Consider the following 14,053-nt stretch of genomic DNA (forward strand, 5'->3'; position numbering starts at 1 on the left):
CTACGAGGACTGTAGGGCGCTCGTTGTTGTCGAAACGGCGTGAAGGCGCCGGTATTCACGGGGCGTCATTTTCAGGCCGCGCACAAAGGCCCTGCGCATCACTTCCTGGGACCCATAGCCGCATTGCGCGGCGATGGCCTTCAGAGGGCGTGTGCTCGTTTCGATCAGTCGGCAGGCGAAATCGAGACGGATCTGCTGGACGCCGCATCCCGGCGTGAGCCCAGTCGCGCGCACATAAAAGCGCGCGAATGAGCGCGTGGACATGTGGATCTGCTTGGCCAGCCGCTGAATGCTGAGGTCCTCGCGCAGATGCATCGCGATCCACTGATGCAGTGCGGTGAGCCGGGCGTCGTCCGAGGGTTGCTCGATCAACGGACTGCGATAGCGCTTCGCGCCGTAGCGTTGGCTGCGCGGATAGGGCAGGTTCGAAGCGAGCGTGTTCGCGAAGGCTTCTCCCCAGTCTTCTTCGATCCATGACAGGGCCAGGTCCAGCCCCTGACCCGGCTCGATGCTCGGCCACCCGTGTGTGGCGATGCGCTCGGTGAAAGAAGCCGCCCTTTCGCGCACCTGCAATGAAGCCCGCACCACAGGGGCCCTTTGCCGTGGCGCAACGCCAACATCCGGCCCGGGTGGCGATGGGGATCCGGTTTCCAGGACGACACAGCGCACCAGGTGCCCTCGGCTGCTCATGAGCCAGGCATTCAGGCGCAACGCATTCGCTGCCTCGCTGGTAGCCGGAAAAAGCCCCGGCCTGCGGGTCACGACGAGCGTGTTCGCGCGACCCACGAGCTGGGGCGGCAAAGCATTCGTGGACAGCGGCACGCCACTGGAGCTGAGGACGGGACCTCCCGAGACGGAGGCCAGATGCACCTCGTAAGCGCTTTCGCGGTCTTCACGTTCGTGCGCGGCATTGGCCGCTTCGAAGACCGCCAGCATGCTACTGACGTCGACGAGAGGAAATCCAGGCAGCAGCAGGAGCCATACCTTGTGCATTGCGTGAGACCATTGTTTTCATGTTGGGAACAGAGTCGCAGTTCGAACCATCTTCCTGAACCCACGCTGAACCTCATCGCTTGGTGAAGTCAGAGTCCGCCAGATTGGCAGAAATGGTGGTCATTTGCCGCTTCAGGAGCGTGCGGCGCTTCTAGACTGTCTGCCCGTCATCCTCATGGCCCGTGGGAGAGTACCCATGTGCCAATGGCCGAGCTGGAGGTGACGGCGAGGTGGGAAGAGCATCTGATGAACGACTGGACACAAGAGGTTCTTGGTCATTTGATTGAAGCAAGCGAGCCGTCCCAGGTGCTCGAGCAGGTCAGCGCGGCGGCGAGACACCTGGGCTTCGAGCAATGTGCCTACGGTTTGCGCACCTTCCTGCCATTCACCCGACCCAAGACCCGGATGCTCAGCACCTACGACGCGCGCTGGAACCATCGGTATCTGGAAGCGGGCTATCTGCAGATCGATCCCACGATCGCCCATGGGGTGCGCAGCGCGGCACCCGTGATCTGGAGCGATCAGGTTTTCCGCAGAACGCCGCAGATGTGGGACGAGGCCCGCTCTTTCGGTCTTTGCATCGGTTGGGCACAGTCCGTCTTTGAACCCGACGCGCGCATCGGCATGCTGTCGCTGGCGCGTTCGAGCGAGCCGCTCACGGCCGCCGAGATGCGCGCCAAGGACCCGTGGCTCCAATGGCTGGTGAACACCGCTCACCATGCGCTCATGGATCATCTGGGTGGCAGTCCCCTCGCTGGAATCGAGCCGCTCACAAGGCGGCAGCTGGAGGTGTTGCGCTGGACGGCCGACGGCAAGACGAGCGCGGAGATCGCCGTCATCCTGGGCATGTCGAAGTCGACGGTCAACTATCACCTGCGCAACGCCATCGCCAGGCTGCACGCCAACAACAAGAACTCGGCCGTGGCGCTCTCCGCGCGCCTCGGGCTCTTGAACTGAGCGAAGGTCATTGATCGGGACGTGGGATGGCGCCTCTGGTATGGATGCTGCCTAGCTCGAGGAAATGCGGTGCGGGCGCCACGCGCCGTCCACGTCGATGAAGCAGGCGAACAGGTACTGGCCCTCCACCAGCATCGGCGGCGCCATCCGGTGCACGTACAGGCCAGCCCGGCGAAGGATGCGCTCGATGCCCATGGGCGAGACGCTGACCAGTCGCTGTCCGCCCTCGCCGGCAACCACCTGCATCGCCACGCCCAGCATGTCCAGCGCAAGCGAAGGCTCGCCGGGAACCTCGTTGCCTCCGAAATGTGTGCCGTCGACCACGGCGAATCGCGACAGCTCCCAGATCTGCGGCGAGCAGGGGGCCGGGATGTCGCCAAGCAACTGGGGAAACACGGAGGCCAGCAGGTAGGGCCGATGCGTTGGCAGCAGCCGGCTGGTCCCGACGATCTCGCCCTTCGGATTGCGCGCGATCAGGTAGATGGTGTCCTTCCGATCGAACTCGTCCAGCTCGAACCGCGCACGCGTGTGCAGCTGCCAGCCCAGCTTCTCGACGAAGACCTGGTGTCGATAGCGCGCCATGTCGAACAAAAGCCCTGCGGAGAATGAATCGACGGTTCCTGCGATGAACTCCATGGCCTGTCTCCTCTCGACGAACGAGGCCGGATTACAGCTTGATGAAAAGCGCGAGGACACTGACAGAGTTGACAGGGGCGGCGACGGGTATTTCGCCCCTTCGAGGTGTCCGAGCTTCTTGCATACGATGCAAGCCAATCGGACGGATCGCAGACAGCAGCTGGTTGGCCATCTCAAGAGCTGTTGGCGGAATGACGCCGTGCGCAATGGTTGATCTAGGGAGCGGTCCCGGGAAGACTCTTTCCTTTTCCTTTCTATCGAGCCTGGCCGTGCCTCCTTTCCGCTTCTGTCGCGTCAGTCATCGGCGACGCCCTGGTCGCGCGGCAGATACCGCCGCGCGCACGGCGGTGGCGGCGCTGCGCGGCACGGCAAGGGGCTGAGCACGTGGCGCACAAGCAGATCGCATCCCCGTTTCCTTCGGTCCGACGGCTCAGGCTCCCCGCATCGGTCACGGCGCCGCGCGCGCCAGCGACGCCGGTGCGAAGTCTCTGCGCTTCGCGCATCGGAGCGCAGATCAAGGCGCTTCGCATCGCGTCCGGTGTGTCGGGCGGGCAACTCGCGCAGCACACCGGCCTCTCGGCCTCCATGCTGTCGCGCGTCGAACGTGGCCTGGTCTCCCCCTCGGTGGAGACACTGGAGCGCATCGCCAGCGGACTGGGGGTGGCTGTCTCCCGCTTTTTTTCCGAGGGTTCCGGCAGGGCCGACTTCAGCCACGTTCCGGCCGGCAAGGGCTTGCGCGTGGACTGCGCCGACGCGATGGAAGGCTATGACTATGAGCTGCTCGGGCGGCTGCAGTCCCGAGAGCTAGCCATCGAGCCCTGTCTGATGCACCTGGCGCAAGGCGCACGGTCCGATACAGCGTCGCAGCACCCAGGGCTCAAGTTCCTCTACGTGCTCTCGGGGCGGTTGAGCTATCGCTATGGCACGAAGGTGGTGGGGGTCGGACCTGGAGATTCGCTGCTTTTCGAGGCTGGGGCACCGCACGGGGTTGATGTCATCGCCGAGGGGCCGGTCGTCTGCCTGTGCGCTGTCTTCTCGTTGCGCGATTGAGCGCAGCGGACTGGCCGGCCACTGGCGTCGATCGCCCGCGCGTGGTGGCCTCCAAGCGGCGCCCTGGTTGATCATGTGCTCATGATCGACGCGTCGACCGGATGGTGAAGGCCCCTGCCGCGATGATCAGGATGAGCCCGAGTGCTGCAGAGGGGGCCGGCACGTCTGCCCAGATCACGTAGCCCAGCAGCAAGGCCCAGACGATGAAACTGTAGCGAAAGGGCGTCACAACGGACAGATCGACATCGCGGCAGGCGGCGACCAGTGCATAGCTGCCGAGCGTTGCGCAGCTGGCGGCGGCAGCCAGGGCGGTGATCTCATGCCGTGCAAGCGCCTTCCAGTGCTCGGTGAGGCCCAGGAACACACCGGCCAGGCACACGGCGAGCGTGGCCGCGGCCGTGATGACCACCGAGGGGATCGCACCCGGGATTCGACGCGTCACCAGGTCGCGCGCGGCCAGCGAGGCGGCACACAGCACGGCGCACGCGTGGCCGCTTCCTGCGACATCGGCCCGCGCGGACGGCTGGATCACCAGCAAGACCCCCACGAAGCCAACGGCGGCTGCGACAAGCCGGCTGCTCTTCCAGGGCTCCCAATGCAAAGCCATGGCAGTGACCGCAATCATGAGCGGCGCAGTCATCATGAGCGTGCTGACCGTGGCAAGAGGCGCCAGCGACAGGGCAAGCACGGAGGTGAGCGCGGTCGTGATCTCGAGCCCGCAGCGCGCCTCGACGAGCGGGCACAACGCTGTCCGCCAACGGGTGCGCGCTCCCCACGCAAGGGCCACGGCGAAGAGGCTGGCGAAGAAGCCACGCACGGCGAGGACCTGGCCAGGAGGCAGCTGCTGCGCAGACAGTTTGACGAAAACGTCGTTGAGCACATAGCAGCCCATTGCCACCAGCATGAGGGCGATCCCCCGACGGTTGGCAGATGCGCTAGCCATTGCGGGCAGAGGACGGGGGCGACGGCGGGTCTTGCATGGGCACCGTCTGGGCCGTCGTTCCCGGCCTCGGCCCGAGCGGTGCCCCGCAGCGCTTGAGCACGTCCCAGAGGGACTGTGCCTTCAGGACGATCTCCTCGACTTCGGCATCCGGGTCGGACATCGCAACGATGGCACCACCGGCGCCGATGGAAATCCGGCCGTTGGCAGCCACGAGGGTGCGGATCACGATGTTGAGCTGGGCTGCGCCGTTGAGCGACAGATAGCCGATGCTGCCCGAGTAGATGCCGCGCGATGCGCCCTCGAGTTCATCCAGGATCTTCATCGTGCGCACCTTGGGGGCACCGGTCATCGAACCTCCCGGGAAGGTTGCGCGCACGCAGTCCACGGCCCCGAGGTCCGGACGCAGCCGGCCGCGGATGGTGCTGACCAGTTGGTGCACCGTCGCGTAGGTTTCCACCGCGAACAGGCTGGGCACGTGGACGCTGTCGATTTCGCACACCCGGTTGAGGTCGTTTCGCAGGAGGTCGACGATCATGAGGTTCTCCGCGCGCGTCTTCTCGTCGGCGGCCATCGCCTCGGCGATCTCCAGGTCTTCGGCCGAAGTGGCGCCGCGAGCCGCGGTGCCCTTGATGGGCTTGGATTCCACGGACCGATCGGCCGATACATGCAGGAAGAGCTCGGGGGAGGCGCACAGTACGGCATGCCCTCCCATGCGCAGGTAGGCCGCATAAGGGGCAGGGTTGTGCTTGCGCAGAGCCCGGTAGACATTGAAGGGGTCGATGCGCCCCTCGCCGACCAATTGGTTCGTGAGACAGACCTCGTAGGTCTCGCCCTGCAGGATCTCGTGCTGGCAACGAAGAATGAGATCGCGGTAGGCGCTCAGGTCCATGCGCCATTGCAGCGAGTGCAGATCGCGGGCCGCATCCGCGCTTGCGCCGCCGGTCGGGGGTTGAGGGCTCTCGATGCATTCGCGCATGGCTTGCATCCAGCGTCGGTTTTTGTCGCCCAGGGCGGGGTCGTCCAGACAGGCGATCCAGACCTGCTGCTCGGCATGGTCGAAGGCAAGGAAGCGGTCGGCAAGGATCCACATCGCGTCTGGCGTGTCGGCGTCGTGCATCAGAGCGCCATCCAGCTCCCGCTTGAGCTCGTAGCCGAAATACCCGACGAAACCGCCGGCGAAGTCGAAAGGCAGGCGCGGACCGGCGGGTTGCTGGCCGGGAATGTGGTCGCGCAGGTAGTCGAAGATGCTTTCTGCGCGTACCTGGCCGATGTCGCCGCGGCGTACCAGCAGCTCGCGCGGCGCCGTGCGGTAGGTCAGTTCCAGGGCGCGAGGGCCACTCGCATCACCCATGAAGGAAAAACGTGCCCTCCCGACCTCCGCAAGGCTGCTGTCCAACCAGAAAGCGCTGTCGCTGCGGGCGAATGCGGCCGCGAAGACGGTTTCGGCATCGACCGCAGTGTCCAGGCATTCTGCGTGGAGTGTGAGCGCCTGTGGCCCCTCGAGCCGCAGCGACGGTCCGAGGCGATCCTGGGCCTCGCGCCACGACGCTTGCGCATGCCATTCCTGCGTCAATTCCCTGAAATTGCGCAGCAGCCTTGCGCCGAACTCCGTGCAGATCGACTCCGGATGGAACTGCACGCCCCACCAGGGGCGCGAGACATGGCGCAGCGCCATCAGGGTTCCGTCAGACGTCCAGGCGAGCGGCTCCAGGGAGGCTGGCAGTTGCGTGACCGCGAGCGAGTGGTAGCGCACGGCCTCGAAGCGGTCGGGGATGCCGAGAAAGAGGTCGCGCTGGGTGTGCGAGATGCGGTCCAGGCGCCCGTGCATGGGCCGTACGGCCAGATCGACGAGCGCTCCGCAATGGTGGGCGATGGCCTGGTGGCCCAGGCAGACGCCGAGGACGGGCTTGCGGGAGCGCCGTAGCGCATCCGCCGAAATGCCCAGATCTGCGGGGCGCTGCGGACGCCCGGGGCCTGGCGAGATCACGATGTTGTCGAACGGCATGCGCTCGATCTCGTCCCAACTCATTTCATCGTTACGAACGACGACGGGCGGCTCGGCGTTGCAGGCTGCCAGGTACTGATACAGGTTGTAGGTGAACGAGTCGTGGTTGTCGATCAAGAGGGTGCGCATGGGGGCTCCTGGATGCGTGGCCGCACTTGCATCGTTGACGAACCGGAGGTGGATAGACACTGCGCAATGTGTCAGTTGCCCCAGAGAAGACCATGTGCGAAGCACGCGCGCAGGAAAGGCGTGGCCGCGACAGCGCAGAATCACGAATCTCGCGGCCGCGATGCCCGGAGGCACACGAGGGGCGGTCCATTCGCCGGGCGTTCCGGGAAGCGCGCCCGCCATCGTGCTCACCTTGCCGGTGAGCCTGATCGCGTCCATGGCCGCCGACCAGCTTCGAGAGCCAGTCCAGTCCCTTCGACAGGGCCGGCGGACTGCCCACCGCGCGAAGCTCGGCGAATGCGGCCGTCTGGGTTCCTATAAGTTCGAACCTCCTTGCTGCTGTTCAGGGATGCCGGCACTCGTAGCTGGACGTCTGTGCACGGTCACCGCCGATGTAGTGCGGGTAGCCGGGATAGCGGCACATGGGGCGCGAGGCTTGCATTGCAAACGGCGGAAGGGACGCCTTCACGACCTGCACCAGCGCATTCGGGGGTGCGTCGCCGGCGCTCACCCACCGGTCCAACGGACCCAGCAGGTCCACCATCGTCGGTACAGCCGGTCCACCCGCGACCGCGCGCGAGTTGCCGGAATGCGTCGACCCGGGCGAGACGTAAAGCCGCACCGACCGTTCAGTTGCCGCGGCGCCCATGCGCGCCACGAGGGCATCGTGATACTGGATGCCCATGAGCGCACTCTGCGCGCGATCCCCCGCATTCTCTCGAAGGATCAGCTTGCCGCCGCGAGCGAAGAAAGCCGAGAGGTCCGGGTTCGTGGAGTCCATCAGCGCCGAGGTCGCCTGCACCCGCTCGCGAAAGTCCTCGGGCCGGTAGTGGCGCACGTCGTAGTTCTTGTCGCGCGCGATCCCATAACGAATCCAACTGCTCCCATAGATCCACTGCGTGGAGTTGCGTGCGGCGTCCGGAGGCACCGCGGGGGCCGCGGAGCCGGTCACCCAGCGCACCATGCTGACGGCGGAGGGGCCATCGAGGCTGTCCTCGTGGCCGTAGAGCCATTGGGGATAGGTCGTGAGGCCGTTGGCGATGGTGAAGGGAAATACGTAGGGGGAGTGGACGGCTCGCATCAGGCGCAGCTCGGCGTCGGACAGGCAGTGCGTGCCCGCATCGTTGCCGTCAGGGCAGCGCAGGGGCTGCAAGTCCACCCGGGCTTGGCAGCCCATGTAGTTGTTCACGACGCCGTCCGCCAGCCCGTCGAGCGCATCGCAAGCCTCGGAGGTGGCCTTGGCGATGAGCGCCACCTTCCCGGCCTGCAGCCAGTCCTTCTGTTGCGGGACCTGGTTTCGAACGAAGGCGTGGAAAAGGCCGGTCCAGTTGATCACGGGAACGACGCTGACGATGCCGTCGTAGTCGGCCGGAAACCGCTGTGCCATGGTCAGCCCTTCACGCCCCCCTTCGGAGCCACCGAAGTAGTACATGCGCTGCGGTGCACGCGCGTAGTACGCGCCCATGACGTCCACGGCCACATCCTTCACCTTCTTGTACGAGGCGAAGGCGAAGTTCTCAAGCATCTCGTCGTTCATTGCAAAGGCGCCGGGCTCGCCAGCGGGGAATGCCGAGGATTGGTGGCCGGAGTCCTGGCCGAAGGTCGCATAGCCTCGCGCGATCGGGAGAGCGTCGTCCGGCGCCGCATCTCGCAGAGGCGTCAAGCCCGTGATCAGCACGCCATTGAAGCCTCCGCCCCCGTACTGGACGGCCTTGCCGTTCCAAGTCGTCGGCAGGTTCAATTGGAAATTGATCGCCTGGGCTGCGGGGTCGCGCGACGCAATCGTTCCGCTGACCTTGCAGAACTGCGGAAGCGCAGGCGTGAACGCGCCGCCGCCAACGGTCGCGGCCGAGGCTGGAACAAGAACAGCCGACGTGATCAAGGCCTTGCCGCTGGGCAAAGCCATCGCGCCCGGTGCGATGGCATGGCGGGCAAGGTCGGCGCAGGAGCCTGCGAGCTTGTCGGCGGTCGGCGCCGAGCCACACGCCGACAGGGTCAATGCAAGCAGCGCGAAGCCGGCACGCAAGAGTGCCCGGATATTGAGCTGATTCATGGTGTCTCCAGATTCCTTGAATTCAACCAGCCGTCGTGGTCACAGCACCAATGTACACAGACATGCGGTGGTCCACACTGACCAGGCGTGTTCGCAAGGCTGCCGTGTGCAGCGGCCCGGAACGCCATTTGAACGCGGCACCGGGCCTGCCAGGCATGGCTCAACGCGTTCTAAATCAATGCTATGCAGATAAGTATTCTTATCACGATAGCCACATTCCTTGGCTAAACTGGCGGGGATGAAAACGACCACACCGTGTGGAAGCGGCGCAGAAAGCAGCGAGTTCCCGACCCGGTCGCAGTTGGCTGCGCTGCGTGCGTGGTATGCCGGCCTGTCGGCCCGGGTCGCGGTGGCCCAGTACCTCGGACAGAGCAGGGCGACGGGCCAATCGTCCCGCGCCATGCTGGGAGGAATCCGGCGCCAACTGGCGCAGTACGCGCGGCGGCGGCACCGTGACGACCTGGCCTTGCTGATCACTCATCCCGCAGCGGAGCGGGAGGGGCGCGCCCGGGCAGTGCAAGACGCGATCGAAAAGCTGCAGCAATTGTGCGTGCCCGTCCCCGTGGTGACCGATGCTGTCGATCGCTGGCTGCCGGTGCGCGCAGCGCGTGCTCTGCAAGATTGCGGCATTCGGACGCTGGCAGATCTGACGGTCCGGGTGCCGCGCCGGCGCAGGTGGTGGGCCACCGTGCCCGGACTGGGGGCGCGCAGCGCACGCCAGATCGAGGAGTTCTTTGCTGCGAACCCTGTCCTGACCGAGCGGGCGAGGGCGTTGGTGGTCACGCCCAGGACCGAGATTTCGCCTTGGGAGCACTTGATTGTGCCGCAGGAGGTCGATGGCTCCAGGGGTACCTTCAGGGCCCCGCAGGCCACCTGCACGCTGTCGGCGCAAGACGACTACCAGGCCGTCCAGGCTTGGCTTTCTCTGCAGGAATCCGCAGCCACGCAGCGAGCCTATCGAAAGGAGGCCGAGCGGCTCATGCTGTGGGCCATCTTCGAGCGTGGCAAGGCGCTGTCGTCATTGACGACGGAAGATGCCATCGCATACCGCGCCTTCTTGCGTCGACCATCTCCGCAGGATCGATGGGTCGGTCCGGCACGACCACGCACCTCCTCCGAGTGGAGGCCCTTCCAGGGCGCCCTGGCGCCGCGTTCGATCGCATATGCACTGTCCGTGATCGGGGCGTTGTACCGCTGGTTGATCGAGCAGCGCTACGCGCTGGCCAATCCCTTCGCCGGCGTGAAGGTCAAGGGTGCGGGGCGCAGCGGTGCATTCGATGGATCCCGAGTATTCACAGAACACGACTGGACACTGATCCGCACCACGGCCGACGGCATCGAATGGATCGGTGGTTGGAGCAGGGAGGGGGCCCAGCGACTGCGCTTCGTGCTGGATTTCTGGTACGCGACAGGCCTTCGACCCAGTGAAATGGCCGACGCTCGACTGGGCGACATCGAGCACGATGCTCAGGGCGATGTTTGGCTGAGAGTTGTAGGCAAAGGCCTCAAGTACGGCAGGGTCGCCTTGCCGCTGCTGGCCCGTGGTGCGCTTGACCAGTATTTGGCGCAGCGGAGTTTGCCGGTGTCCCCGGCGCACTGGAGCCCCAAGACCGCCCTGATACCTGGCCTGGCCGAGGACGAAACCGGTATCGGTGCATCGCGCCTGTGGTCCGTGATGCGCCGCTTTTTCCTTCACGCCGCACACGCGCTGGAAAAGGTGAATGCGTCCACTGCAGACAAGCTCAGACGCGCAACCCCACACTGGATGCGGCATACCCATGCAACCCATGCCTTGGCACGTGGCGCCGAACTGGTGACCGTGCGAGACAACTTGCGGCACGCCTCGGTAGCGACCACCTCGGTGTACCTGCATACAGACGAGGTCAAGAGGGCGCGGCAAATGGGAGAGGCTTTTCCGGCTCGCTCCTCCAGCGCGGCGTAGGTTGCTGCCGTTGATTTGTACAAATGCGTACGTTACAAACCGGCGGCAAGTCATTGATTTATAACGGTCGAGGGGCTGTCTGGAATGCACACTCTTGGCTATTTCGCTTGCACAAATTGTTCGCAGAATCTCGGTTTCGCAAAATCTGTTCGCAAGGTGTGCCATGCCCCAGTCCGCCCGACGTCCTTCTCACGGTCACCCGGGCGAAGCATCCTGCGGACGACGAGGCTACCGTCGCTGCTACCCCGAAATGATCGATCCTGGCTTCGATCCACCCTTGCAGGTATTGCTTTCGGAACAGGCCAGCGAATGGTTGTGAGGCGGCGAGAGTAGATCGCACGCCTCTCTGTAGTCACTTGAGAGCGGCCGAATTGAGGAAGTCGCCCGGTGGACTGGCGGTTTTCCGATGGGCGGGTAGCCCTTGCGATATGACCTTCGGGCGGCTCCAAGTCGCCGGACCTCTCAAGAACTCTGGCAGCTGTAGCTCCCGCCCCCAGCGCAATGTTGAACGCCGGGCTGGAGGAAGAATTCCATCGAAGCATCGCGCGTGGATGTGCCGCCCACGGCGGTCGCGACGTCGTTGAAATACTTGACCGAAACCCTTGTAGCTGATCGCCCAATCGTTCGTTTCATGGGCAAGGATCATCTTGCCGCCTTGTCCGAAGAAGGAGCGCAGGTCTGGCGTCGCATCGAGCGTGGTCGCGGCCACCGTGCCCTGCACGAGCTGGAGGAGGCGGGGCCTGCTTCACATTCACTACGGCGGCATCAACGTGCTGAACATCGAGGGTCTTCGAACGTACGTGCGCGAACACGCGGAGTGAGTGCCTTGTGCGATCCGATCGTCGTCACCGCCAAGGCGGCACGAAAAATGGTCGCGACAGCGAGTCTGGTCGGAGCCGCCCAGCACGCTTGTCTCGGGCTGATGCAAGCCCTCGGGCCCGACACCTTTACCCCCGCTAGGTGGAATCGGGCGTCGAAAAATTGCTGCATCTTCTTTCCAGCGCGCCCAGCCGGGCGACTTCGATTTCCAGCGCATGGATGCGCGTTTCCAGGTTGTCAACATAGGACTCGTTCATCCCTTCGAGCGCCTGCACGAGTTTTCGCCAGAAGTCTGGCGCACGTTGTTTATAGCGTTGCGGGGACTCAGCCGGAAGTCTGCCGCACGTTATACAAGGAGGGGCCGGAGCGTGTGCCCAGCCGAGCTGGCTGCATACCTGCGTCTTGCCAACTCGGCGGGCACGCTGAAGGTACGCAACCCGCTTCAGGCAGCGGACTTGTTCCTGTCGATGTTCCTGGGCTCCGGGCACATCCGCGGACTGCTGAAGCTCGAAATGCCGGACACCCAGGAAAACAAGGCTCTTCTGCGAGAGGCTGTTCGGGTCTTCATGGCGGCCTACGGCGCGTAGTTGCACTGCAACTGTTCCACTCACAGATCAAGAACGGAGGAGAAGGGGATTGATAGATCAAAGGCGTTGTTGACGACGATGTCGATCCGTCCGAAAGCCCCAACGACCTCCCAGCCTCCGTACCGCTGGCGACGTGGACTTCGTGGATTCAACTCGGTGGTACACGGCCCGCGCTTCCGGCTCGCACCACGCGATGGATGAAGTCAAGCTTCTCGATCACCGGCGGGACAATGATGAATGGGTAGCTGTCGTGCGCGCCGAGGCTTCGGTCCATCGCGTTGATGAATTGTGAGACCGGCAGCCATTGTAGGACGATGAGCTCGCGGATCGATTCGGCATTCAGGTCAAGTGGACGCACCTTCAAGGCCGGACCGGACGGCGAGGGCAACTCCAGGTGTGTGCCCCATGAGGCGGCTGTTTCCAGGCCATCCACCAGGTGCAGGTAATGCGCCCAGGTCTCCGCCCAGTCTTCCCACGGATGCGAACTCGCGTATGCGCTGATGAAGTTTTGAGGCCAATCGAGGGCCGGCCATGCATAGTGGGTGTTCAATGCCGAGTCATAGTCCGCGCGCTCGTCTCCGAAGAGCGATCGGTACTCCGTGACCCATGGCGTGTCGCGCACCAGCCGATCCCAGTAGTAGTGGCCAATCTCGTGGCGAAAGTGACCCAGCAGCGTGCGGCTGGGCTCGTGCATCGAAAGGCGGATGTGCTCGCGGCAGGCATCGTCCGCCTCGGCAATGTTGAGCGTGATGACGCCTTCGTCATGTCCAGTGAGCACCTGCTGCTGCGGGTTCATCTGCTCGAGAAACTCGAACGACAAGCCATTGACGGGGTCTTCGTGCTTGTTGGGTGTCGGCAGCCCGAGTTCGATGAGCGTGTAGAAGAGCCGGCGCTTGGCCTGTTCGAGTGCCGCCCAGTAGCCATGGTTTTCCGACTTGGTCAGCGCAGGAATCGTCTGGGTTGTTCGGCACGACAAACAAAGGCCATGGTCGGTGAGAGAGCGCGCCATCCAGTTGCATCCATTCGCCTTGCGATTGGCGCAAGGCCTGTATGCGGGACCTTCCGAGCCCAGGCGGCGCCATGAATCCTCATCCGAAATCTCGAAAGCAAGCATGCGCTGCGCGTCCGGAGCGTAGCCAAGGAACGAGCTGCAAACTTCGCAGCGGAGGTTTTCGAAGAACACGCGATTGCCGCACTCCGAGCAGATCATCTGCTTCACGTGGGCACCCTGGTATCGGCATCGAGCGTGCTTTTCAACGACGCTTCCTGATGCGCGTCGGCTTCCATGTTTCGATTCACAGTGGGGTTCCGTTCCGAGGTTGCCGAGGACGCGGTCGTCCCGGCTGTGCGGCCTGCTTGCGCGGTGATTCATCCCCTGAAAGGATCTTCCTCGACCAGGAGCGGGGGATTTCGATCTTCGGTACTTGCGCGCGAATCATTCTGCGCTCCCAACCTTGATGACGTCAGAGAAATTGGATCGCGTTGATGTGGGATCCGGTGCCATCCGGTCTGCTGCGGTTGGGCGCTGCAGGTTGGACAAGGTGCAGAAATCCGTTCGGCTCTTTCCATCAGCACCCATGGTGCCAGTGCCGTTGCGCTGGTGTCCTCGCAGGTCCATCATGCATGAAATCAAGCTTTCGCGAACGGATCGGCGATGGAACAAATACAAAATCTCATACAGGTCGAAACCGGACCACGCCATGTCATTCAGGGCACATACCAAGGAGTCCGCATAGAAGTTGTCGCCGGCTACAGCATCGATACGGACGAGTGGCTGTTTCATGTACTTATTCACGACAACCAGGGGCGTGCTGATCGCTTGACGGATTGCCCGACCACCCATCGGGCCCATGGGCTGCAAGACGCCATTGATCTGGGCCTGGAGCTCGCCGTGTCACAC

General features: G+C 64.1%; 12 protein-coding genes. 4 read left to right on the top strand and 8 right to left on the bottom strand.

The window, feature by feature from the left end:
• A complete protein-coding gene (locus ABL843_RS32880) occupies positions 1-936 on the bottom strand; it encodes a GlxA family transcriptional regulator (protein ID WP_369662629.1) in 936 nt (311 codons plus the stop codon).
• 261 nt (positions 937-1,197) lie between these two features.
• Between ABL843_RS32880 and ABL843_RS32885 the strand changes: the two genes are divergently transcribed.
• Positions 1,198-1,950, top strand: a complete 753-nt coding sequence (locus ABL843_RS32885; protein WP_369662630.1) for an autoinducer binding domain-containing protein — start codon at positions 1,198-1,200, stop codon at positions 1,948-1,950.
• A gap of 51 nt (positions 1,951-2,001) precedes the next feature.
• Here ABL843_RS32885 and ABL843_RS32890 read toward each other — a convergent pair whose 3' ends face one another.
• Positions 2,002-2,586, bottom strand: a complete 585-nt coding sequence (locus ABL843_RS32890) for an acyl-homoserine-lactone synthase (RefSeq protein WP_369662631.1) — start codon at positions 2,584-2,586, stop codon at positions 2,002-2,004.
• 477 nt (positions 2,587-3,063) lie between these two features.
• Here ABL843_RS32890 and ABL843_RS32895 point away from each other — a divergent pair, with 477 nt between their 5' ends.
• Entirely contained in the window at positions 3,064-3,636 is a 573-nt protein-coding gene (locus ABL843_RS32895) for a helix-turn-helix domain-containing protein (protein ID WP_369662914.1), read from the top strand.
• A gap of 79 nt (positions 3,637-3,715) precedes the next feature.
• Here ABL843_RS32895 and ABL843_RS32900 read toward each other — a convergent pair whose 3' ends face one another.
• From ABL843_RS32900 to ABL843_RS32910, 3 genes are all read right to left on the bottom strand, one after another.
• Positions 3,716-4,540: a DMT family transporter gene (locus ABL843_RS32900; protein WP_418120557.1), complete on the bottom strand. Its 825-nt coding sequence runs from the start codon at positions 4,538-4,540 to the stop codon at positions 3,716-3,718.
• Between the two features lie 31 nt (positions 4,541-4,571).
• A complete protein-coding gene (gene pabB / locus ABL843_RS32905) occupies positions 4,572-6,713 on the bottom strand; it encodes an aminodeoxychorismate synthase component I (RefSeq protein ID WP_418120558.1) in 2,142 nt (713 codons plus the stop codon).
• 382 nt (positions 6,714-7,095) lie between these two features.
• Complete coding sequence (locus tag ABL843_RS32910) at positions 7,096-8,805, bottom strand: tannase/feruloyl esterase family alpha/beta hydrolase (RefSeq protein WP_418120559.1); 1,710 nt, start codon at positions 8,803-8,805, stop codon at positions 7,096-7,098.
• A 238-nt stretch (positions 8,806-9,043) separates the two neighbouring features.
• Between ABL843_RS32910 and ABL843_RS32915 the strand changes: the two genes are divergently transcribed.
• Positions 9,044-10,747, top strand: coding sequence for a phage integrase family protein (locus ABL843_RS32915; RefSeq protein WP_418120560.1), 1,704 nt, complete (start codon positions 9,044-9,046; stop codon positions 10,745-10,747).
• Positions 10,748-11,703: 956 nt separating this feature from the next.
• Here ABL843_RS32915 and ABL843_RS32920 read toward each other — a convergent pair.
• Positions 11,704-11,841 carry a hypothetical protein gene (locus ABL843_RS32920; RefSeq protein ID WP_369662636.1) on the bottom strand — a complete coding sequence of 46 codons (138 nt, stop codon included), beginning with the start codon at positions 11,839-11,841 and terminating at the stop codon, positions 11,704-11,706.
• A gap of 93 nt (positions 11,842-11,934) precedes the next feature.
• Between ABL843_RS32920 and ABL843_RS32925 the strand changes: the two genes are divergently transcribed.
• Entirely contained in the window at positions 11,935-12,153 is a 219-nt protein-coding gene (locus ABL843_RS32925) for a TetR/AcrR family transcriptional regulator C-terminal domain-containing protein (RefSeq protein ID WP_369662637.1), read from the top strand.
• Between the two features lie 148 nt (positions 12,154-12,301).
• Here ABL843_RS32925 and ABL843_RS32930 read toward each other — a convergent pair whose 3' ends face one another.
• Both ABL843_RS32930 and ABL843_RS32935 read right to left on the bottom strand, forming a co-directional pair.
• The gene (locus ABL843_RS32930; RefSeq protein ID WP_369662915.1) at positions 12,302-13,363 is read right to left on the bottom strand and encodes a zinc-binding metallopeptidase family protein; all 1,062 of its coding nucleotides are present in this window, start codon (positions 13,361-13,363) and stop codon (positions 12,302-12,304) included.
• 225 nt (positions 13,364-13,588) lie between these two features.
• The gene (locus tag ABL843_RS32935; protein WP_418120561.1) at positions 13,589-13,936 is read right to left on the bottom strand and encodes a hypothetical protein; all 348 of its coding nucleotides are present in this window, start codon (positions 13,934-13,936) and stop codon (positions 13,589-13,591) included.
• Positions 13,937-14,053: the final 117 nt, after the last annotated feature.

Source organism: Variovorax sp. 350MFTsu5.1, assembly GCF_048302515.1.
Taxonomy (GTDB): domain Bacteria; phylum Pseudomonadota; class Gammaproteobacteria; order Burkholderiales; family Burkholderiaceae_C; genus Variovorax; species Variovorax guangxiensis.